Origin of the sequence: Sphingorhabdus sp. YGSMI21 (assembly GCF_002776575.1) — a bacterium.
Taxonomy (GTDB): domain Bacteria; phylum Pseudomonadota; class Alphaproteobacteria; order Sphingomonadales; family Sphingomonadaceae; genus Parasphingorhabdus.
In genome coordinates, this window is record NZ_CP022548.1 from 1,573,920 (window position 1) to 1,593,635 (window position 19,716).

At 60.4% G+C, this 19,716-nt stretch carries 18 protein-coding genes; 4 read left to right on the plus strand and 14 right to left on the minus strand.

All coding sequences use genetic code 11. The annotated features are described in order from the left end of the window. The first annotated feature begins 6 nt into the window (after positions 1 to 6). Complete coding sequence (locus CHN51_RS07675) at positions 7 to 393, plus strand: MerR family transcriptional regulator (protein WP_100093483.1); 387 nt, start codon at positions 7 to 9, stop codon at positions 391 to 393. 27 nt (positions 394 to 420) lie between these two features. On the opposite strand, the gene CHN51_RS07680 is transcribed toward CHN51_RS07675, so the two are convergent. The 4 genes from CHN51_RS07680 to CHN51_RS07695 are packed head-to-tail and all read right to left on the minus strand — an operon-like array spanning position 421 to position 5,471. Next, complete coding sequence (locus tag CHN51_RS07680; RefSeq protein ID WP_100093484.1) at positions 421 to 963, minus strand: histidine phosphatase family protein; 543 nt, start codon at positions 961 to 963, stop codon at positions 421 to 423. Beyond that, positions 960 to 3,695 (minus strand): ATP-dependent DNA helicase, encoded by a 2,736-nt coding sequence (locus CHN51_RS07685; protein ID WP_240616909.1) that lies wholly within the window; start codon positions 3,693 to 3,695, stop codon positions 960 to 962. The genes CHN51_RS07680 and CHN51_RS07685 overlap by 4 nt, the downstream gene beginning before the upstream one ends. Next, a complete protein-coding gene (locus CHN51_RS07690) occupies positions 3,692 to 4,858 on the minus strand; it encodes a hypothetical protein (protein ID WP_123906272.1) in 1,167 nt (388 codons plus the stop codon). Before CHN51_RS07690 ends, CHN51_RS07685 begins: the two co-directional genes overlap by 4 nt. A gap of 43 nt (positions 4,859 to 4,901) precedes the next feature. Then, positions 4,902 to 5,471, minus strand: coding sequence for an NnrU family protein (locus tag CHN51_RS07695; RefSeq protein WP_164089044.1), 570 nt, complete (start codon positions 5,469 to 5,471; stop codon positions 4,902 to 4,904). Between the two features lie 86 nt (positions 5,472 to 5,557). Between CHN51_RS07695 and CHN51_RS07700 the strand changes: the two genes are divergently transcribed. From CHN51_RS07700 to CHN51_RS07710, 3 genes are read left to right on the plus strand one after another with little or no spacing between them, the layout of a single operon-like run. Beyond that, positions 5,558 to 7,144, plus strand: a complete 1,587-nt coding sequence (locus CHN51_RS07700; RefSeq protein ID WP_100093488.1) for a lysine--tRNA ligase — start codon at positions 5,558 to 5,560, stop codon at positions 7,142 to 7,144. Continuing rightward, the gene (locus CHN51_RS07705; protein WP_100093489.1) at positions 7,141 to 7,620 is read left to right on the plus strand and encodes an asparaginase domain-containing protein; all 480 of its coding nucleotides are present in this window, start codon (positions 7,141 to 7,143) and stop codon (positions 7,618 to 7,620) included. The genes CHN51_RS07700 and CHN51_RS07705 overlap by 4 nt, the downstream gene beginning before the upstream one ends. 41 nt (positions 7,621 to 7,661) lie before the next feature. Next, positions 7,662 to 8,201 carry a DUF1003 domain-containing protein gene (locus CHN51_RS07710; protein ID WP_100093490.1) on the plus strand — a complete coding sequence of 180 codons (540 nt, stop codon included), beginning with the start codon at positions 7,662 to 7,664 and terminating at the stop codon, positions 8,199 to 8,201. Here CHN51_RS07710 and CHN51_RS07715 read toward each other — a convergent pair. The 10 genes from CHN51_RS07715 to aroQ form a co-directional block, all read right to left on the minus strand. Next, positions 8,198 to 9,310, minus strand: coding sequence for a fatty acid desaturase family protein (locus tag CHN51_RS07715; RefSeq protein ID WP_100093491.1), 1,113 nt, complete (start codon positions 9,308 to 9,310; stop codon positions 8,198 to 8,200). The genes CHN51_RS07710 and CHN51_RS07715 overlap by 4 nt on opposite strands. A 177-nt stretch (positions 9,311 to 9,487) precedes the next feature. Next, positions 9,488 to 10,645: an acetylornithine deacetylase gene (gene argE, locus CHN51_RS07720; RefSeq protein WP_100093492.1), complete on the minus strand. Its 1,158-nt coding sequence runs from the start codon at positions 10,643 to 10,645 to the stop codon at positions 9,488 to 9,490. A 457-nt stretch (positions 10,646 to 11,102) separates the two neighbouring features. Continuing rightward, positions 11,103 to 11,600 (minus strand): Hsp20/alpha crystallin family protein, encoded by a 498-nt coding sequence (locus tag CHN51_RS07725; protein ID WP_100093493.1) that lies wholly within the window; start codon positions 11,598 to 11,600, stop codon positions 11,103 to 11,105. 430 nt (positions 11,601 to 12,030) lie between these two features. Continuing rightward, positions 12,031 to 13,863 carry a DUF885 domain-containing protein gene (locus CHN51_RS07730; protein WP_100093494.1) on the minus strand — a complete coding sequence of 611 codons (1,833 nt, stop codon included), beginning with the start codon at positions 13,861 to 13,863 and terminating at the stop codon, positions 12,031 to 12,033. Between the two features lie 134 nt (positions 13,864 to 13,997). Beyond that, entirely contained in the window at positions 13,998 to 14,690 is a 693-nt protein-coding gene (locus CHN51_RS07735; RefSeq protein ID WP_100093495.1) for a 2OG-Fe(II) oxygenase, read from the minus strand. Positions 14,691 to 14,699: 9 nt separating this feature from the next. After that, positions 14,700 to 15,980 carry an amidohydrolase family protein gene (locus CHN51_RS07740; RefSeq protein WP_100093496.1) on the minus strand — a complete coding sequence of 427 codons (1,281 nt, stop codon included), beginning with the start codon at positions 15,978 to 15,980 and terminating at the stop codon, positions 14,700 to 14,702. A gap of 109 nt (positions 15,981 to 16,089) precedes the next feature. Continuing rightward, on the minus strand, positions 16,090 to 17,016 hold the full coding sequence (locus CHN51_RS07745; RefSeq protein WP_100093497.1) for an RcnB family protein: 927 nt from the start codon (positions 17,014 to 17,016) through the stop codon (positions 16,090 to 16,092). A gap of 289 nt (positions 17,017 to 17,305) precedes the next feature. Beyond that, complete coding sequence (gene accC / locus CHN51_RS07750; RefSeq protein ID WP_100093498.1) at positions 17,306 to 18,661, minus strand: acetyl-CoA carboxylase biotin carboxylase subunit; 1,356 nt, start codon at positions 18,659 to 18,661, stop codon at positions 17,306 to 17,308. A 106-nt stretch (positions 18,662 to 18,767) separates the two neighbouring features. Beyond that, positions 18,768 to 19,244, minus strand: a complete 477-nt coding sequence (gene accB, locus CHN51_RS07755; protein ID WP_240616910.1) for an acetyl-CoA carboxylase biotin carboxyl carrier protein — start codon at positions 19,242 to 19,244, stop codon at positions 18,768 to 18,770. A gap of 21 nt (positions 19,245 to 19,265) precedes the next feature. Further along, on the minus strand, positions 19,266 to 19,703 hold the full coding sequence (aroQ, locus tag CHN51_RS07760) for a type II 3-dehydroquinate dehydratase (protein WP_100093499.1): 438 nt from the start codon (positions 19,701 to 19,703) through the stop codon (positions 19,266 to 19,268). Between the last annotated feature and the right edge of the window lie 13 nt (positions 19,704 to 19,716).

Here is a 19,716-nt window from a genome sequence, read left to right on the forward strand (position 1 = left end):
TAGAGTATGACCAAGGAACAAGGCGCTTTCCGCACGATCGGCGAGCTGTCCAAAGAACTGGGCATCAAACCCCATATATTGCGCTATTGGGAAGACCAGTTTGCGGTCCTGACCCCTCTCAAGCGGGCTGGTTCGCGGCGCCATTATCGGCCCGAAGATGTCGAGATTGTCAAAACGATCAACCGCCTGCTCAATGAAGAGGGCTATACGATCAAGGGTGCGCGCAAATTTCTGGCGCCACGGCGCAGGGGGGCCGAGATGGTCGAGGATGCCCCGCAGGGCATGGCTGAAGCCCAGATGATGGCGGACAATGGCGGTGAAGAGACCAGCCTTATTCTGGCGGAGCTGAAATCGATCCGCGATCGGCTGTCGCACGCGCTCGACGCGGCTTGAACTGCCCTCAACTTGTGAAAACTACTGCTAGTCGTAATTTGGTCCGAGCTCCGGATCGAGATCCCGCGGCCGGGTGAAGCGGTCCAGCGTCCCGCATTTCTCGGCAATATCCCCCCAGTCATCGATCGCGAGCGTCATTTCGGCGAGCGTAGCCGTCGGATATTTGGTTTCGACCTCGTCGCGGGCGGGGGAGCTGCCGTCATCGGGAACCAGATCGAAAACCAGGTCTTCGAGGCCCGGATTATGGCCGACCATCAGAACATGATCCGCCTCCGCTCTGGCGCCGCGCAAAACATCGAGCAGGGTGGCCGAAGAGGCGAGGTAGATTTTGCGATCCCAGGTTGGCTCCATCGCCTGTCCGCTGGCTTCCTCGACATGTTCCAGCGTCTCGATCACCCGCACGGCGGGAGAGGCAAGAATCTGGTCAAAGCGGAGTCCGTTGCGCTGGATGAAGCGGCCCATCACCGCTGCAGCGCGCTTGCCCTTCTTGTTGAGCGGGCGGTCGAAGTCGCGATCAACCGGATCATCCCAGCTGGATTTGGCGTGGCGCAGGAGCGTGAGTTTTTTCATTGCGGATCGTCATGCATCAAACTTGTTTCAGTTGAAAGTCCGGATTGTGGCATATCCGATTTTGCCTTGCGGATCTCCGCCAGCGCCTGATCGAGCGGCATGCGCTCGACCGGGGTGCCCTCCGGAAAAGCGGACAACAGGCGCGAGGGGAAGGCCGAGGAGAGTATCACGAAATGACCATGGTCGTCGGCGCGTCGGATGATCCGGCCAAAGGCCTGGGCCAGCCGGGCGCGGATAATCCGGTCGTCATAGGCGCTGCCGCCGCCGGCCATTTTGCGCGCGCGGTGGAGAATATCGGGGCGTGGCCAGGGGACCGATTCCATCACCACGAGCCGGAGGCTCTGGCCGGGCACGTCAACGCCGTCGCGCAGGGCATCGGTGCCGAGCAGGCTGGCCTTCGGATCATCGCGGAAAATATCGACCAGGGTGCCGGTGTCGATCGGATCGACATGCTGGGCGTAGATGGGCAATCCGCTCTGGGCCATCCGGTCGGCGATCCGGGCATAGACGGTACGCAGGCGCCTGATCGCGGTGAAGAGGCCGAGCGTTCCGCCGCCCGATGCTTCGATCAGCTGGGCATAGGCGCCTGCCAGCCCGGCCATATCGCCGCGTTTCACATCGGTGACGATGATGACCTTGGCCTGGTTGGGATAGTCGAACGGGCTGGCCACCTCGAATTCCCGCGGCGCGTGATCGAGATGGACTGCACCGCTGCGGGCTCTGGCGGTCTCCCAGCCACCGCCGCCTTTCAGCGTTGCCGACGTGATCATGACGCCATGGGCGGGCTTGGTGACGACCTCGGTGACCGGGATGGTCGGATCGAGCCAGTGACGGCAGATGCCAATATCATATTCGCGGCCCTCGAACCGGTCGATCATCAGCCAGTCGACAAAGTCCGGATCCGCCGGCCCGCCGATGCGTGACAATAAGGAAAGCCAGCTCGTCAATGTGTCGCGGCGCCAGCCAAGGCTCGACAGCGCGCCTTCCATCCGGGCGCGGGCCTGCGCGTCCATCCAGTCGGGCCCTTCCTCGATCAGATGTTCGATCCGTTGTCCCAGCCGGACCAGAGGCTTGAGCAGCGCGTCCATCGCAGTCGCGGCATTGGCGACGGCGTCGATCATCGGGCCCTTGATGTCGGTCAGCTCGGTTTCCAGACTATAGCCGGCGTCGGCGCTCTGGCTTTCGTCGCGGGCAAAGACCATGGCGCGGACTTCCTGCAGCAAGGTCTCGACCGGTCCATAGGGCTCGCCTTCGGCAACACGTTGCAGCCAGCCGTCACCGGGCAACGCTTCGGCGGCCTGGCGGGCGCTTTCAATCGCCCGACCGCCCTCCTCGTCGTAGGAGGCGAGATCGGCGAGCCGCGCGGCAAGTCCGCGCCGGCGACCGCGGTTTTTGGACTCCGGACCGATGACCCAGCGGCGGATTTCGATGGTCTCCTGTCCGGACAGGCGCGCGGCGAACATCGAATCGGCGGCGTCAAACAGATGATGGCCTTCGTCGAAAATCAGCCTTGTCGGCCGGTTCTGCTGTTCGCGTCCCCGCGCCGCGTTGACCATGACCAGCGCATGATTGGCGATGACGATGTCGGCCTGCTGGCTGGCGCGGGCGGCTTTTTCGATGAAACATTTGCGATAATGCGGACAACCGGCATAGACGCATTCGCCGCGCCGGTCGGTCAGCGCGGTGGCGCCGTTGCGGCGGAACAATGTGGTGAGCCAGCCGGGCAGATCGCCGCCGACCATATCGCCGTCCTTGCTATAGGCGGCCCAGCGCGCGACCAGATGGGCAAGGATCGCCGCTCGTCCGGCAAAGCCGCCTTGCAGCGCATCCTCCAGATTGAGGAGGCAGAGATAATTTTCCCGCCCCTTGCGCACCACGACCTTCCGGCGGAATGTCTCTTCGTCGGGGTATATGCGCCTTGTCTCCCGGTCGAGTTGGCGTTGCAGCGCCTTGGTGAAAGTGGAAATCCATACCGCGCCACCGGCTTGGCGGGACCAGAGCGAAGCGGGCGCAAGATAGCCGAGCGTCTTGCCGATCCCGGTGCCCGCTTCGGCGAGCAGCATATTGGGCGCGCCCCTGATCTTGCGCGGATTGAATATCTCGCTGACCGCGGCGGCGTAGCTTTTCTGGCCCTCCCGCTCTTCCGATCCTTCACCGGTCAGAGCGTCGAGCGTGGCCAGCGTTTCCTGCTTGTCAACGGTGATCGAACGGGGCGCGGGGCGCGGGGACTCTTCTTCCCATTCGTCGAGTTTCGAGAATAGCCAGCGTTCGGTCTCCACCGGTTTGGTCAGCCTTTTGCCGACCTCCTGCGCCCAGGGCCAGCGCAGCCGGTAGAGCGCCTGCGCGCTGCTCCACGCGCCTTCGCGCTCTTTCCAGAAAGGCGCTTCCAGCCCGTCCAGCAGCAGGCTCGCCGCTTGCCGATAGAAAGCCGCGATATCAGCCTCCTGATCCGGCGGAGCCAGACCCAGGGTCTTGGCCAAGCCAGAGGGCGTAGGCACCACAAATTGCGCCGGGTGGATGAAAGCGTAGAGTTCGAGGAGGTCCAGCCCCGAGAGATCGGGATAGCCCAGCCTCTGCCCCAGAAGCGGTGCATTGAGCAGGATATGCGGTGTTTCCGCCACACGACCAATAGCCTCGCCCTTGCCAATCGCACGGGTTTCGCCCTTGCTCGAGCAAATCCAGATGCCGCTATGGCTGGCATGCAGCGCGGGATAGGGGAGTGCGATATTCACAATCTGGCCATTTTCCTAATCGCGTCGACTGCCGTTTCCGGATCTTGTACGCCCGTATAGTGTATCTTGGTATAAAGCGGATCGGAAGAACCGTCATCGATTGTCTTTGTTTCAACCAATATCCAGCTTCCAAACCGACGCTGCTTCACGAAAGCAGCGTCGGTGATGATCTCTTTGTCGATTGAATGATAGATTTCATCACCAAATGCTTTGGTTGTGATGATGCGGCGATCCGTCACGATGGTCGTGCCGAACATCTCTGAAATCAGATCATTCAAGGGTTTGCGTACGGCCAAAAATGCACCGAGAAGCGGGAAACCCAGAAGGATGACTGGCAAACTGTACGCCATGATATAGCCGCTGAGTTCCCATATCCAGCCCATCGGGCCGTCATATTCTATCGATAGCAAACGCGACGTCGAAGCTTTTGCCATCCAAAGAACGAAAAGAGAAAAGACAATCAGAAACGCCACAAAGGTCAGCACATGATTGTTCTGAATGGCTCCGATCCCGAGCCTTTGCGACCAATATACCGGTTCTCCGGGAGCCAGCCGGTCGTCATTTTCACCACGCCGGAAAATGTCCAATGATGGATCAAAGTCCAGTTCGAACCGGGCGTTTGCAAGCGCGGAGCGGAGCGAGGCCGGATCAAATTTTCCCGTCGTTTCCAAAGTATCATGGTCACCCTTGCTATTCTTCTGGGTGAATATGAACGTCAGCCGGGATCGGCCCTTCGTAAGCGGAACGAGTTCTGCCCGCTGTATGTCTGCAAATTCCCATGCCAATTTTATTCCGTTCATATCATGAACCAGAAAATTATCCGTGATCTTTATCGACGATTTGAAGAGGCGAAATGTCCCCAGAACTATTTTCGCAATTATCGACAGCGGGATCAGTAGCATCAGCAGTTTGAAGATCGTCGCGCCGGTGTCTCCAATATCCAGTTCCATATTGGCAAAGGGGGATCCCAGATAGAGCTTGGTGTCCACTTCGGCGATCCAGAAATAGGCCCCGACAGCTGTGAAGGCCGATAGAAAAACCGACGCCAGTATCAAGCCCAGCCAGAAATGATGCGGTCGATAAGCACACTGCCACTTTATATTTTCGCTATTTAGCCGGCGGGTGCGTTCCTCGTCCGAGAGACGGGAAGATTGCGCAGGCAATTTCTGCTTTCCGAACATTTTATAAGGCCGAACTCAAAATCTGCTATCGCGTGATCAGCGGAACGCCGGACAGAAACGGATGCGCCCAGAAAAGCAAGGCATAGAGTATTGCCACAATCACCAGACTCAGCAATTCGCGGCCTGCTGTAGCGATCTTGGCCGGCTTTACCCACGCGCCTTCATTGCGCGAAACGGTGATGATCGAGACCAGTGCCCACAGGCCGAGCCCGCCGAACAGCACCAGCGACTTGTTGTCGCCGTTGGCGAGCAGATGGCCGAATGCCCAGATCAGAACACCGGTCAGCATCGGATGGCGGATCCATTGCCGGATTCGCGACGCGCCTTGCGCTGCCGCGATCAGCAGGATCGCGACAAACATCAGCGTCATATTGGCATGACGGCCCCACGCCGGTGGATCATAGACGAATTCGGCCGGAGTTGAGCGCCAGCCAAAGATTATCAGGGCGAGAGACATCAGCAACAACAGGGCCACCAGCCCTTTGTGCGGCCCTTCACCGATTGCGCTCTGGATCGAGGCGCGCAGGCCCGGCGTTACCGACTTCATCAAATGGACCAGGCTCCACAGCAGAACCCCCGTAATCAGCATTGCCATGTTCATTCTCCCGCTTTTGTTGCGTTCTACCTTGCCATATAGGCTAAGGCTACTATTTGCGCAGCATTGACTGAGAAGGACAAATTGTGACCGATTATCGTGAAGCAGCAGAAAATTCCAAAGCGTGGCCGTTCGAGGAAGCCCGCAAGCTGCTCAAACGCTATCGCGGCGAGCGCGGCGCACCGGCACCGAAACCGGGTGGCGAGCCGATGCTGTTCGAGACCGGCTATGGTCCCTCGGGCCTGCCGCATATCGGCACGTTCAACGAGGTACTGCGGACCACGATGGTCCGCCATGCCTATGAAACGCTGACCGGCAATCCGACGCGGCTGATCGCGTTCAGCGATGACATGGACGGCTTTCGCAAGGTGCCGACCAATGTCCCCAATCAGGAGATGCTGGCCGAACATCTGCACAAGCCGCTGACCCAGGTTCCCGATCCGTTCGGGAAGTTCGAGAGTTTTGCCGCTCACAACAACGCGATGTTGCGGGATTTCCTCGACCAGTTCGGCTTCGACTATGAATTCATCTCCTCGACCGAGCAATATCAGAGCGGCGCGTTTGACGAGACGCTGAAGCTCGTTCTCGCCCGCAACCAGCAGATACTCGATATCATGCTGCCGACCCTGGGCAAGGAGCGGCAGGCGACCTACTCGCCGATCCTGCCGATCAGCCCCAAGACCGGCCATGTGCTGCAGGTGCCTGTCGAGATCGTCGACGCCGAAGCCGGGATTGTGCGGTTCGAGGATGACGGCGAGATGATCGAGCATAATGCTCTAACCGGCGGCGCCAAGCTGCAGTGGAAGGTCGACTGGGCGATGCGCTGGACCGCGCTCGGCGTCGACTATGAAATGTACGGCAAGGACCTGACCGACAGCGGCGTGCAGTCGGGCAAGATCGCCAAGGTACTGGGCGCGCGCAAGCCGGAGGGCCTGATCTACGAGATGTTCCTCGACGAGAAGGGCGAGAAGATCTCCAAGTCCAAGGGCAATGGACTCAGCCTCGAGGAATGGCTGCGCTATGGTTCCGAGAACAGCCTCGCTTACTATATCTTCCGCGAACCCAAGTCGGCGAAGCAGTTGCACATGGGCGTGATTCCCAAGGCGGTCGACGAATATTTCCAGGCGCGCGCCAACTGGCACGAGCAAGATGCCAGCAAGCGGCTCGGCAATGCGGTGCATCACGTTCATAATGGCGACGTGCCGACGGACACGATCCCGGTCACCTTCGGCCTGCTGCTCAACCTTGTCGGCGTGATGGGCGATGCGGATCGCGAGCAGATCTGGGCCTATTTGCGCCAATATGCACCGGACGCGACGCCGGAGCGCTATCCCGATCTCGACGAACTGATCGGCAATGCGATGGCCTATCACAAGGACTTCATCGCCCCGACCCTGCACCGGCGCAAACCCGAAGGCGTCGAAGTGGCAGCACTCGAGCGGCTCGACAGCGAGCTGGCGGAACTGCCCGAGGATGCGCCGGCCGAGGACATCCAGAATATCGTCTATGCCATCGGCAAGGAGGGCGGCTTCGACAATCTGCGCGACTGGTTCAAGGCGCTGTACGAGACTCTGCTCGGCTCTTCGCAGGGCCCGCGCATGGGCAGCTTCATTGCGCTTTATGGCCTGTCCAATAGCCGCAAGCTGATTGCCGAAGCCCTGGCGTCCTCATGATCGATATTTTCACCACCGGCGGGACGATCGACAAGGTCTATTTCGATGCCTTGTCGGAATATCAGATCGGGGCGACGGCGCTGCCCGACATGTTGCAGGAGAACAACGTCTTTGTCGCCCACCGGGTAACGCAGCTGATGCGCAAGGACAGTCTCGAACTGACCGATGCGGACCGGGCCGCGATCCACGAGGCGGTTGCCGCGAGCGATGCCGACAAGATCCTGGTGACCCATGGCACCGACACGATGGTCGACACGGCGCGGGTGCTGTCCGACATCAGCGGCAAGACGATCGTGCTGACGGGTTCGATGCAGCCCGCGTCCTTGCGCGTGAGCGATGCCCAGTTCAACGTCGGTTTTGCCCTCGCCGCGACCCAGACATTGCCGCACGGCGTCTATATCGCGATGAACGGCGAGGTCTTTGACCCGGCGAAGACGCACAAGGACCGCTCGGCGCACAGGTTCGTCCGGGACTAGGATCATGTCCGGCACATAGGTACGGCAACGGGGAGTTTGGGATGGCAAAGCGCACGGTCGAGCAACTCAGCGAGCAACTGCTCAACAAGCCGCTGGCGGCGCTGTCTCCCGAAGAGCGGGGCGTTCTCGAAGCGATCGTATCGCGGGAGATCGTCGCGGACGATGCCGGGATGCTGGCCGACGAGCAGACCAGTTTCGGCGAACGTCTGTCCGACAAGGTGGCGGCGGTTGGCGGTTCCTGGGGCTTCATCATCACCTTTGCGGTGGTGCTGTTCGGATGGATGCTGCTCAACTCGGAGATACTGACCCGGTTCGATGCCGCCTTTGATCCCTATCCCTTCATCTTCCTCAACCTGATGCTCTCGACGCTGGCCGCCGTTCAGGCACCGATCATCATGATGAGCCAGAACCGCGCCTCCAACAAGGACCGGATCGCCGCCGCCCATGACTATGAAGTCAATCTGCGCGCCGAGCTCGACATCATCCGCCTGCACGAGAAAATCGACCTGCTGATGCTCGAGAAGATCGCGAAGCTCGAGGCCGATCTTGGCGAGATCAAGACGGCGGTGCAGTCGGCCTAGGCAGCAACCGGGCGCGTCACCGTCCGCAAGACCTCGGCATAGCTGTTGGCGATCGTCATGCGCGGACCATAGCCCTTGGCGATCAGCAGTTCGTGCGCCCTGGGCAGATTGTAGCAGGGCACGCCCATGAACAGATGATGTTCGCTGTGATAATTGACCCAATAGGGCGCCAGCGTCATCCGCATCAGCATATTGGCTTTGGTGGTCCGCGCATGGCTGAACGGGTCATCGCCGCCGGTGGTGGTGCAGGCATGTTCGGCGATATTGCGAATGCGCAGGATCAGCTGGAAGGTGGTCGCCAGCGCCGCCAGCCAGATCAGGAAGGGAATGATGCCCAGCGTCGCCAAGCTGACCAGCAGCACGATAAGCTGGATCAGCAGGAGGCGTCCGACCGTCCGTGTGGTGCGCTTTGCACCCTCCAGATCGACCACGGGCGCAGCCACGCCAGCGGCTCCGTTGCGATTGAGCGGGGTTCCGGCGGAGGTGTCGCGTTTTCCGTTCCCGTTCGTGCTGAGCTTGTCGAAGTACGCACGGCGCGCATCCTCGTCCTTCGACAGGCTCAGGACGAACGGAGTGAGCATCGCCTTCAGGCCCTTCCACGCCACCACGAACTGGTTGCTGCGCTGCTTGAAGAAGGTCTGCCCGGTGAGGTCGCGGATGACCTTGCGCTTCATGCTGGCGGGCGTCGTCGGGAAAGCCGCCGACAGGCCAAGGTCCGGATCTTCACTCTGCTGGGTGAAACGGTGATGGGTCAGATGATAGGCGCGATAGCTGTGCAGGTCGCTGCCGGTCGCCGACCCGGTGATCCACTGGCCGAGAAAATTGTTGGTCTTGCGTTTCGGGTGGAGCAGGCCATGGGCGCCTTCGTGCATCAGGATCGACAGGCCGAGCTGCCGGCCGCCGACCAGCACCAGCGCCAGCGGCGTGGCGATCAGGCCGGCCAGCCAGTGCCATTGCCAGAGCAAGGCCGTGCCGCCGGTAACCAGCGCCACCATCAGCCAGGCGTGAATCGACAGCCACAGACCGTGCCAGCGTGACACGCGAGTCAGCGCCTTCCACTCTTCAGGGGTGAAAATCTCATTCGGTCTGGCGGCTTTGACAGCGGGCATGATGCGATCCTTTTCTCCCCTCAATATAGCTGTTTTCTGCCGATTTTACAAATATCGGCGATGCCGTAGCGTTATTCTGGAGTGCGGGCATTCCGTTCGTCCTGAGCTTGTCGAAGGACGATTGTGCGCAGACCGGTCCTTCGACAAGCTCAGGACGAACGGATCAACATTCCTGCACTAGGCCAGTGCCTCGGCCAGCCGGATCATGAAATCCGCGCCGCGTTCAAACTGCTCGACCGCCAGATATTCATTCGGCTGGTGCGCTTGCTCGATCGAACCGGGACCGCAGATCACGGTGGCGAAGCCGGCCTGCTGGAATTGTCCGGCCTCGGCGGCATAAGAGACCACGCCGGACGGGCCATTGTCGCCGGTCAGGCGGCGGACAAAGGCTTCGGCTTCCACGGAACCGGCCGGTGTCATCGGCGGCGCGTTGGACAGGCGGGTAACGGTGACGCCCGCCTCGGGAAAGGCCCCGCGCATTTCTCTATCGAGCGCCGCGATTTTGGCCTTGAACGGCGCGAGTATCGCCTCCGGATCGACACCCGGCGGGCAGCGCAGGTCAAAGACAAAATGGGCGCGGCGGGCCAGGATATTGGCCGCGGTTCCGCCCTCCATCCGGCCGATGGTCAGCGTTGCGTGCGGCGGCATGAAAGGCGATTGCGGATCGGCATTTTCCCACAGATTGCGGGCCAGTTCGGCCAGATCATGCATCAGCTCCACCGCCACCATATTGGCGGACAGACCGAGATGGGTGAGGCTGCTATGCGCTTCGTGGCCGAGTATCTCGACCTCGTGAACGGTGATCCCCTTGTGGCCGGTGATGACTTTCATCATCGTTGGTTCGCCAATGATCGCCAGCGCCGGCTTCGGCAGTTTCGCCGCCATCTCCCCGATCATTGCCGGCGCGCCGAGGCAGCCGATTTCTTCATCATAGCTGAACGCCAGATGCACCGGCTTCGATCCGTTTCTGAACAGGGGCACGGCGGCCAATGCCAGCGCAATGAATCCCTTCATATCGCATGTCCCGCGTCCGTGCAGCAGGCCGTCCTTCTCTTTCACCGTCCACGGATCGCTTTGCCAATCCTGCCCGTCGACCGGCACGACATCGCTATGGCCCGACAATATGATCCCGCCTTCGACCGGGGGGCCAACGCTTGCATAGAGATTGGCCTTGGAACCATCTTCATTGACGACGCGGGTTGATGACACGCCGTGCCGGTCCAGATAATCCTCGACCCATGCGATCAGCTGCAAATTGCTGTTCCGCGACGTGGTGTCGAAGGCAATCAGCCTGGCAAGAATATCGCGGGCGGTGGTGAGGAGACTGTCGGTCATAAAATATCCGTTGCAAAGAAGATCAGGGTCACACGGGTCACACCCCCTAAAGGAGAAAAAGCTTTTGGTGCGAAAGGCGCAGAAATTGGCGGGTTTTGTCGGGATAATTGCGATTGGGCATGCAAATGGGCGTATCACAACAGGCGCGGTGTAGGACAGGGAATTTTATCTGGCCCCAGCTCTTTCGTCGACCCGTCATTGCGAGGAGCAGGGCGACGAAGCAATCCAGTGCGGCGCGCGCGGCCCTGGATTGCTTCCCCCGGCCTGCGCCGGGGTCGCAATGACGGAAGGCAGAGGCCCTTGCCCGACAAGCAGCTTCTCCCTCACGGGAGACGGAGTGTCCCGGATTGTGAATGATTCTGGAAGGCCGGGCGAAAGCCGTCGCCCCACTGCAGGCTGGATATTTATATGGACCGGAAGCGAGAAGCCGGCCGATATGGCCAGCTTCTCCTCGCCATCAATGGCGGCTGCCGACGTTGATCGGGATCTTGTGTCCCGATGTGCCTTCGCCCGAATAGGGGATGGTCACGGTCAACATGCCGTTGTGGAAGTCGGCGCTGGCCTTGTCTTCCTCGGCGCCTTGCGGCAGCGCGATATGCCGTTCGAACCGGCCGTAGAAGCGTTCGGAATAGCCGTCCCGCTGATCTTCCTCGTGGCGGCGTTCGCCTTTCAGGGTCAACACGCCATCCTTGACCGTCAGTTCGATATCATCCTCTGACAGGCCGGGAATTTCGGCGACCAGCCGAACTTCGTTTTTCCTTTCCGACACTTCGATCGACGGCCATCTGAATGTCTGGCCGAAAGTCGACCCGCCGCCAAAGCCGCGGAACGCATCGTCAAACAGCCGGTCAATCTCGCGCCGAAAGCTGGTGACCGGGCTGTTATCATTATCCTGCATGATTGCCGGCAAGCGGTCGTCCTGCCGGCTCCAGGGAATCAGATTACGCATATTCATATCTCATTTCCTTTTGCTAATAGGTTGAACGCAGGTCCGGCCCGAAAAGATCCGGTCCGGACCTATTACCTATAATTGGTTTTCGGCTGCGGAAATTCAAGATTAAGAGCAGAAGAAAATTCGATATTATTGCAATGGGATAGGCGTCATTTGATCCGGATTAGCCTGTCCGGTCGAGGTTGATCCTCTGTGGGCCTCCCCCGGCCTGCGCCGGTGTCGCAATGACGGAAGGCAGGGGCATCCTTCTCCCGTGAGGGAGAAGGATATGACGCCTTGTAGCTTTAGCGACTAGGCAAAGTTGGACGAGGGCGTTCTGCCGGTGATGGAGCGCGCCAAGAGAAGCTCAGTACACCCTCATCCAGCTGCTACTAGGCAGCAAGCTGCCAAGTCTGCGCATCCTTCTCCCTCACGGGAGAAGGAGCAACAAAACTCAAGCCTGCGAAGCAATCCAGTCGCGGATCTTGCTTTCCAGCACGGTCATCGGCAGCGCGCCGGTGTTGAGCACCTGGTCGTGGAATTCGCGCGGATCGAACTGGTCGCCGAGCGCGTCCTGGGCTTCTTTCTTCAGCCGCTGGATGGTCAGCGCGCCGATCTTGTAGGCCAGAGCCTGCGAGGGAATCGCGATATAGCGTTCGACTTCGGCGGTCGCGTCGGTCTCGCCCATGCTGCTGTTGTCGAGCATATATTGGATCGCCTGTTCGCGGGTCCAGCCCTTGCTGTGCAGGCCGGTGTCGACGACCAGCCGCATTGCGCGGAGCATCTCGTCGTCGAGATGGCCGAAGCGCTGATAGGGATCGTCATAGAGGCCCATCGGGAAGCCGAGCTTCTCGGAATAGAGCGCCCAGCCTTCGACAAAGGCGGTGTTGCCGCCAAAGCGCATGAAATTGGGCAGGTCGGTATTTTCCTGGGCCAGCGAAATCTGGAAGTGATGGCCGGGTGCGCCTTCGTGCAGATAGAGCGTGGTGATGCCGGAGGTGTTGCGCGACGGCAGGTCATAGGCGTTGAAATAGAATACGCCGGGACGCGATCCGTCGGGCGTGCCGCTCTGGTAGGAGCCGCCGGCCTGGAATTTCTCGATCGATTCGTCATAGGGCCGGATTTCCAGCGGCGATTTCGGCAGCACCTTGAACTGCTCGCCGATCTTCGCGTCGACCGTCTTGCCCATGTCATAATAAGCCTGGGTCAGCGCTTCGCGCGATTCGGGGTGGAACTGTTCGTCGGTGCGCAGAAATTCGAAAAATTCGGACAGGGTGCCGTCAAAGCCGACCTCGGCCTTGATGTCTTCCATTTCGGTCTTGATCCGGGTGACTTCGCTGAGGCCGAGATTGTGGATATAGTCGGCTTTCAGCGGCAGGGTGGTGGTGTTTTCGATCATGTTTTCATAAAGAACCGCACCGCCCTTCATGCTCGAGAGGCCGACTTCCTCGCGCGCCACCGGCAGATATTCATTCTTCAGGAAATCATGCATGCGCTGATAGCCGGCGAAAATTTCGGTGGTCGCCGCGGCATATTCCTTGGTCAGGCGCGCCTTGTCGGCCTCGCTGAAATCTTCGGGGAAATTCTTGGTCGGGGCCATGAACGGGCTGTTCTCGAGACCGAGGCCGATCTGGGTGGCGAGCTGTTCGATGACATTGGTGATCGTCAGCTTGGTTTCGACAACGCCGCTGTCCATGCCTTCGCGGAAACGGCCGATCGACCGGTCACCGATGGTGATGAACTGCTTGTGGCGTTTGAGATTGTCCTCGTAATTTTTCACCGTCTTGAACGGCGCGCCGCCCTTGCCGGAAGCAAAATTGGGATAGAATGTGTGGAAGCCGCTGAAATGGTTTACCGGGCGGACCACGGTCAGCGCCATGATTTCGTCGGACAGGCCCTTCAGTGCCTGCTGCTTGTCGCGCTTGAACACGTCATAGGCGATTCTATCGGTGGCGCTGAGCTTGCTGCGGTCGATTTTCATCAGGGCGGCCAGTTCGGCGGTTTCGGCGGCTTTCTCCTTGGCGAAATATTCGTCGGTGATATAATCGCCGAGCTGGTCGGCATAGCGTTCGTCGCCGCGGAACAGCGCGCCGATCGGGTTGCGCTTCAGGCTTTCCTCGTCGCTCTTGGCGAACAGGGCCTTCAGCTTCTGCCCCTCGGTCATCTCCGCTTTTTCGTGATGTTCCATCGCCGCAGCGCTGGTCGCGGCGAGCGGCTGGGCGATCGCGATGCTGCCGGTCGCCAGCAGGCTGGTGCCGAGGAGAAGTGCGAGAGATTTCTTGATCATATCTTGTTCCTGTTCAAAAACTGTTATGGCCAGCTAACACGCTAAAGTATCACCCGCAACGACTTCGCCGAAATTGTGATGTCGTTGGTCGAATCCGGTCGGCGGTTGATCGGAGAGCGGGGCCCGGCAGGAGATCAGGCCTCGCGCCACTTGTTCAGCCGGAACCATTTGGTGATGATATATTTGGTCCCCTGTTCGACCGGCGATCCGGCGTGCAAAGTGTCGATATTGGGCGTCCCGTCGGGCTTCATATTGTTCCAGATCAGCAACATCCCGCGACGCGGTTCGACCTCATATTTGAGCTGCGGGAAGGCGGTCGCGCCACCCTTTTCCGGCTCGTTGAGATAGGCCATCGCGGTCCAGCTGCGCTGCCCGCCATGGGGGCCTTCATATTGCCAGTAGGATTCGCTCTGGTGGAAATAGTCGTGATGATCCTTGAACTGCTGGCCCGGCTGGTAGCGCTGGCCCTGAAGGATTTCGCTATGCGATTGCGGCAGACCCATCAGGTCGCAGATCGCCTTGTCGATGCGCTGGATGTCGGGATCGGCGGGGTCGACGTTGCAGCTGTAGCTGGTGCGATAGCCCTCGCGTTCGCTGCCCTTGTAGAGAGTTGAAGGCTGGCTGTTGCTGTCGATCATGTCGATCAGCAGATCGCAATCGGCGTTGCTGAGGAAATTCTGGTGGACATAGAGCTGGACCAGCGGGCTTTCCAGCCACTGCACCCGCGGATGGGCGTTCAGCGTCTCCGTGACGTGGCGGCCCAGCTCCGCCATCCGGCGCGGGCTGGCATATGCTTCCGTCTGCTTTTTCGAAAAGACCTTGGCCATGATCGCAGCCTAGTCGATGACGCGGCCGCGGACCATCACCCAGTCGACCTTTTCCAGCGCGCGAACATCATCCAGCGGATTGCCGTCAAGCGCAATCATGTCGGCGGAATAGCCGACCGCGATCCGGCCGATCTCATTGTCCATGTCGAGCGTTTTTGCGGCGATGCTGGTGGCGCTGGCAATGGCTTCGCGCGGAGTCAGACCGGCATCGACCATCAGTTGCAGCTCCTCGGCATTGCGCCCGTGATTGTAGACGCCGGCATCGGTGCCAAAGCCGACCGGCACGCCCAGTTTCTTCGCCAGAGTGACCGCCTTGCCGACGCGGCCCATGGTCATGCGGATCTTGTCCTCGACCACCGGGGTGTAGACGCCCTTGCCGAGCCGCTCGCTGACACCCTTGAACGCCATCAGCGTCGGCACCAGCACGGTGCCATTGGCCTTCATCACCTTGAGCGCCGCCTCGTCGGCAAATGTGCCATGGTCGATCGTATCGATGCCGGCCCGCGCCGCCGCCTCGATGCCGCGCGCGCCATGGGCGTGGGCCATGACTTTCAGGCCGAGCGAGTGGGCGGTGTCGGCGATCGATTGCATTTCCGCGCTGGTAAATTGCGCGTCCAGTCCGCGTCCCTGTTGCGACAATACGCCGCCGGTGGCGGTGATCTTGATGATATCGGAACCCGCCCGGCTTGCCTTGCGGACTTTCTCCGCGCATTCGACCGCGCCGGTGCAGCTATAGCCGCTGGTCAGCAGGTCGTTCACATCCTCGGTAAAGCCCGACACATCGCCATGGCCGCCGACAATTGCCAGCGCCGGACCGGCCGCAATGATGCGCGGACCCGGAATGATCCCTTCGGCAGTACCCCGGCGCAGCGAAAAGGCGCTATATTGCGAAGAGCCCGCCTCGCGCACGGTGGTGAAGCCGGCCTTTGCCGTGACCAGCGCGTTTTTCGCGCCGACAACCACGCCCCATTCGGCCGGTTCCGTGGTCTCCTTCCAGAAATCGCCACCCGGATCGCCGGTCAGATGCACATGAAGGTCGATCATGCCGGGCATGACGGTCTTGGTGGAGAGATCGATGATGGTAGCGCCGGCATCATATGCTGCATCCGGTCCGCGCCGGATCTCCGCGATCCTGCCATCCCGAACGATGATCGTTGCCGGTCCGCTCGGCTGCGCGTCAGCATCGGTCAGCAGATTGCCGACGCGAATGATCTGGTCCTGGGCGATGGCGCCGGCGGGTAACATTGCCAGTGCCAGGGTTGAAATGGTCAGGCCGAGCGCGCGTATCATCTTCAGTCTCCTCTTGTCCTGACGCACTTCTGCTTGGCGGCCCCGCATGATGCAACAAAAAACCCGCCGCCTGGTCAGGCAGCGGGTTTGGTGTTTCAGGCTTCCGGTCTTACCAGAAGAAGTCGTAGATCACGTCGATGACTTCGCCGCTATAGGTATCGACCAGCAGGACATCGTCATAATAGCGGATCCAGCGGGTGCCCGCATAGGCGGTGGGCAGGCGGTAGCGCCAGGGGTCGTTGATCCAGTAGCGCGATCCGTAAAAAGATGTGCCCAGAAAGACCCCGATGTTCCAGCGGCGATAGCTGTGCGAGCGATAGGGCGAATAATAGCGGCCGAGCCGGTAATAGCTGCGGTTGGCCTGGCGATAGCGCCGCCAGTCATAGCGTCGGTCCTGGCGCCAGTTGCGGTTCCAGTTGCGATTGCTGCGGTTGTAATTGCGGTTGTTTCTGGCCTGCCGGTTATCCCGGTAGCGACGATCGATCCGGCCGTCCCGGTCGCGGTCTACCCGCCGGTCGACGCGGCCATTATTGTTGCGGTCATAGCGCCGGTCGATCTGTCCGTCGCGATTGCGATCATAGCGCCGGTCAACCCGGCCGTCGCGGTTATTGTCCCCGCGTCGTGCCGCGCGCTGGTCCGTGGTCCGGCGATTCTGGGTCGCTGGCCGGCTGGCCGCGCGCTGGCGGTCAACCCGTCGCTCCCGCTGGGTTGCAAGATTGACGTTGCGGTCGGCAGACCGTTCGGTTCGGGTTGTTCTCTGGGATTCCCGGGCTTGCCGGCTAATCGTCGCCTCTCCGCGATTGTTGCGTGCTTGTGGCCGTCGCTGTCCGCGGTCGCCCGTCCGGTTGGTCTGGCGGTTGCCCCGGTTGGCGCGGCGCTCGCTGCGGCCGTCGCGCTGCAGGGCGACGGCGCCGGTGAGGTCGACCTTCGCCAGTCCGGGGGCGCTGTTGAGACTGGGTGCAATCTCGGCGGCGGATGCCGCAGCAGGCGTCAACATCGTGGCCGCCATCAGGCCGGGAACGAAAAATATACGCATGGCTTACTCCTGTTGTTGGCGACTCCATTTGCCGCATCTGTGCAACAGGTGATAGTTTATTAACCCTGTCGGACTCCTGAACTGACTTGTTATGTTCAGGAAAGGTGGAAGTTATCTGAACGTTGCTGTTCAGATAACTTCCATCCCGGACTTGGTCCGGGGTCCATCACGGGTCCTCTAATCGATTTGTTTTTCTGATGGGTTTGCTGACGAACGAGCGGTGCGAACCAACGCTTTCCTGTTTGATGCAAGTTCAGGAGATGGCCCCCCGCCTGCGCGGGGGCACGGCTTAATCCTTCAGATTATCCTTCTCCAGCCATTCTTCGAGCCATTTGATCGTATATTCGCCGGACTGGAATTCCTCGTCATAGACCAGCTTCTGGTGCAGCGGGATCGTGGTCTGGACGCCTTCGATGACAAATTCGTCCAGTGCGCGGGCCAGCCGCATCATGCAGCCGTCGCGGGTGCGGCCATAGACGATCAGCTTGGCGATCATGCTGTCATAATAAGGCGGAATCGAATAGCCGGCATAGAGACCGCTATCGACCCGGACGTGCATGCCGCCGGGGGCGTGATAGCTGGTAACCTTGCCGGGCGATGGGGCCCAGGTCTTGGGGTTTTCGGCGTTGATCCGGCATTCGATGGCGTGACCGCTGAACACCAGGTCTTCCTGCTTGACCGAAAGATCACGGCCGTCGGCGATGCGGATCTGCTCGCGCACCAGATCGAAGCCGGTGATCATCTCGGTCACCGGATGCTCGACCTGCAGGCGGGTGTTCATTTCGATAAAATAGAATTCGTCATTCTCGTAGAGAAATTCGATGGTGCCGGCGCCGCGATAGCCCATGCCCTTCATCGCATCGACACAGACCTTGCCCATGGCTTCGCGCTGCTCGGCGCTGATCACCGGCGAAGGCGCTTCCTCGAGGACCTTCTGGTGGCGGCGCTGCAGCGAACAGTCGCGTTCGCCCAGATGAATGGCATTGCCGCGGCCGTCGCCGAACACCTGGAATTCGATATGGCGCGGGTCGCCAAGATATTTTTCGATATAGACGGTCGCGTCACCAAAGGCGGCTTTCGCCTCGGTGCCCGCCTGTTTCATCTGGGTTTCCAGTTCGGTCTCGCTGTTGACCACTTTCATGCCGCGCCCGCCGCCGCCGGAAGCGGCCTTGATGATCACCGGATAGCCGACCTGCTTGGCGACTGTCTTGGCCTCGGCAATCTCGCTGACCGCACCATCGGAACCGGGGACCAGGGGAATGCCCAGATCGCCGGCGGTTTTCTTGGCAGCGACCTTGTCGCCCATGATTTTGATATGTTCCGGCTTCGGGCCGATCCACTTGATCCCGTGCGCCTCGACGACTTCGGCGAAATGCGCGTTTTCGGACAGAAAGCCGTAGCCGGGGTGGATCGCGTCCGCGCCGCTGATCTCGGCGGCTGAAATGATCGCCGGAATCGACAGATAGCTGTCGGCGGCGGCCGGAGGTCCGATGCAGACCGCCTGGTCGGCGAGCCGCACATGCATGGCATCCGCGTCGGCGGTGCTGTGTACGGCGACGGTTTCGATGCCCAGCTCTTTGGCCGCGCGCAAAATCCGGAGGGCAATTTCCCCGCGATTGGCTATCAGGATTTTTTCAATGGTCATATTACGACGCCCCCGTGCCGTTCGCGTCGAGCGCAGTCGAGACGCATGTGTTTGGAAGCCGGTCTCTCGACTTCGCTCGAGACGTACGGAGTGACTTAGACATCATCTATGCGATCACGACGAGAGGCTGGTCAAATTCAATCGGCTGGCCATTTTCGACCAGGATGGACTTGACCGTGCCGGCGGTGTCGGAGGTGATCGGATTCATCACCTTCATCGCCTCGACGATCAGCAGCGTGTCGCCCACGGCAACCTTGTCTCCGACGGAGATGAAATTGGCTGCGCCCGGTTCGGGGGCGAGATAGGCGGTGCCGACCATCGGCGATTTCTGGGCGCCGGCGTGATCGTCTGCCGGAGCGGCTTCGGCTGCCGGGGCTGCAGCAGCAGGGGCAGGAGCCGCTGGAGCGGGCATAGAGACCGGCGCGGAAACAATTGTCCCGCCGCCGCGAGCGACCTTGATCTTGCGGTCACCGTCCTCGACTTCAATCTCGCTCAGGCCGGCCTTCTCGAGAATCGCGGCCAGATCGCGAACCAGTTTGATGTCGACATTCATGCCTTCACCCGTTTCTTTCTTTGCAGACATATTTCGTCCTTATAAATGTCGTTAAAATTTGCTGGCAGCTTCCAGCGCCAGTTGATAGCCGAAAGCACCAAAGCCGCAAATGGTCCCTTTTGCAACCGGTGCAATGAAACTCTTGTGGCGATATTCCTCGCGCGCAGCGGGGTTTGAAATATGCACTTCGATGACCGGCGTGTTGATCGCCTTGATCGCGTCGAACAGGGCGAGCGATGTATGGGTCAGGGCGCCGGCATTGAGAATTACCGCTTGCGCCTCTTCTGCCGACGCTTCGTGCAACCAGTCGACCAGATGCCCCTCATGGTTGCTCTGGCGAATATCGACATCGAAACCGAGCGTCTGCGCATGGTCCTCGATCTGGCCGGCAATCTCGTCGAGCGTCTCCGAACCGTAGATTTCCGGTTCGCGCATGCCGAGCAGGTTGAGATTGGGCCCGTTCAATACATAGATGGTCTTGGCCGCCAAGATATTGGTCCTT

Excerpts from the sequence above, each read along its gene's own strand:
- CHN51_RS07745 (WP_100093497.1), bottom strand. The coding sequence starts at position 17,016 with ATGCGTATATTTTTCGTTCCCGGCCTGATGGCGGCCACGATGTTGACG.
- CHN51_RS07680 (WP_100093484.1), bottom strand. The coding sequence starts at position 963 with ATGAAAAAACTCACGCTCCTGCGCCACGCCAAATCCAGCTGGGATGAT.
- CHN51_RS07675 (WP_100093483.1), top strand. The coding sequence starts at position 7 with ATGACCAAGGAACAAGGCGCTTTCCGCACGATCGGCGAGCTGTCCAAA.
- CHN51_RS07705 (WP_100093489.1), top strand. The coding sequence starts at position 7,141 with ATGATCGATATTTTCACCACCGGCGGGACGATCGACAAGGTCTATTTC.
- CHN51_RS07730 (WP_100093494.1), bottom strand. The coding sequence starts at position 13,863 with ATGATCAAGAAATCTCTCGCACTTCTCCTCGGCACCAGCCTGCTGGCG.
- accC (WP_100093498.1), bottom strand. The coding sequence starts at position 18,661 with ATGACCATTGAAAAAATCCTGATAGCCAATCGCGGGGAAATTGCCCTC.
- CHN51_RS07735 (WP_100093495.1), bottom strand. The coding sequence starts at position 14,690 with ATGGCCAAGGTCTTTTCGAAAAAGCAGACGGAAGCATATGCCAGCCCG.
- CHN51_RS07710 (WP_100093490.1), top strand. The coding sequence starts at position 7,662 with ATGGCAAAGCGCACGGTCGAGCAACTCAGCGAGCAACTGCTCAACAAG.
- argE (WP_100093492.1), bottom strand. The coding sequence starts at position 10,645 with ATGACCGACAGTCTCCTCACCACCGCCCGCGATATTCTTGCCAGGCTG.
- CHN51_RS07695 (WP_164089044.1), bottom strand. The coding sequence starts at position 5,471 with ATGGCAATGCTGATTACGGGGGTTCTGCTGTGGAGCCTGGTCCATTTG.
- accB (WP_240616910.1), bottom strand. The coding sequence starts at position 19,244 with ATGTCTGCAAAGAAAGAAACGGGTGAAGGCATGAATGTCGACATCAAA.
- CHN51_RS07740 (WP_100093496.1), bottom strand. The coding sequence starts at position 15,980 with ATGATACGCGCGCTCGGCCTGACCATTTCAACCCTGGCACTGGCAATG.
- CHN51_RS07715 (WP_100093491.1), bottom strand. The coding sequence starts at position 9,310 with ATGCCCGCTGTCAAAGCCGCCAGACCGAATGAGATTTTCACCCCTGAA.
- CHN51_RS07725 (WP_100093493.1), bottom strand. The coding sequence starts at position 11,600 with ATGAATATGCGTAATCTGATTCCCTGGAGCCGGCAGGACGACCGCTTG.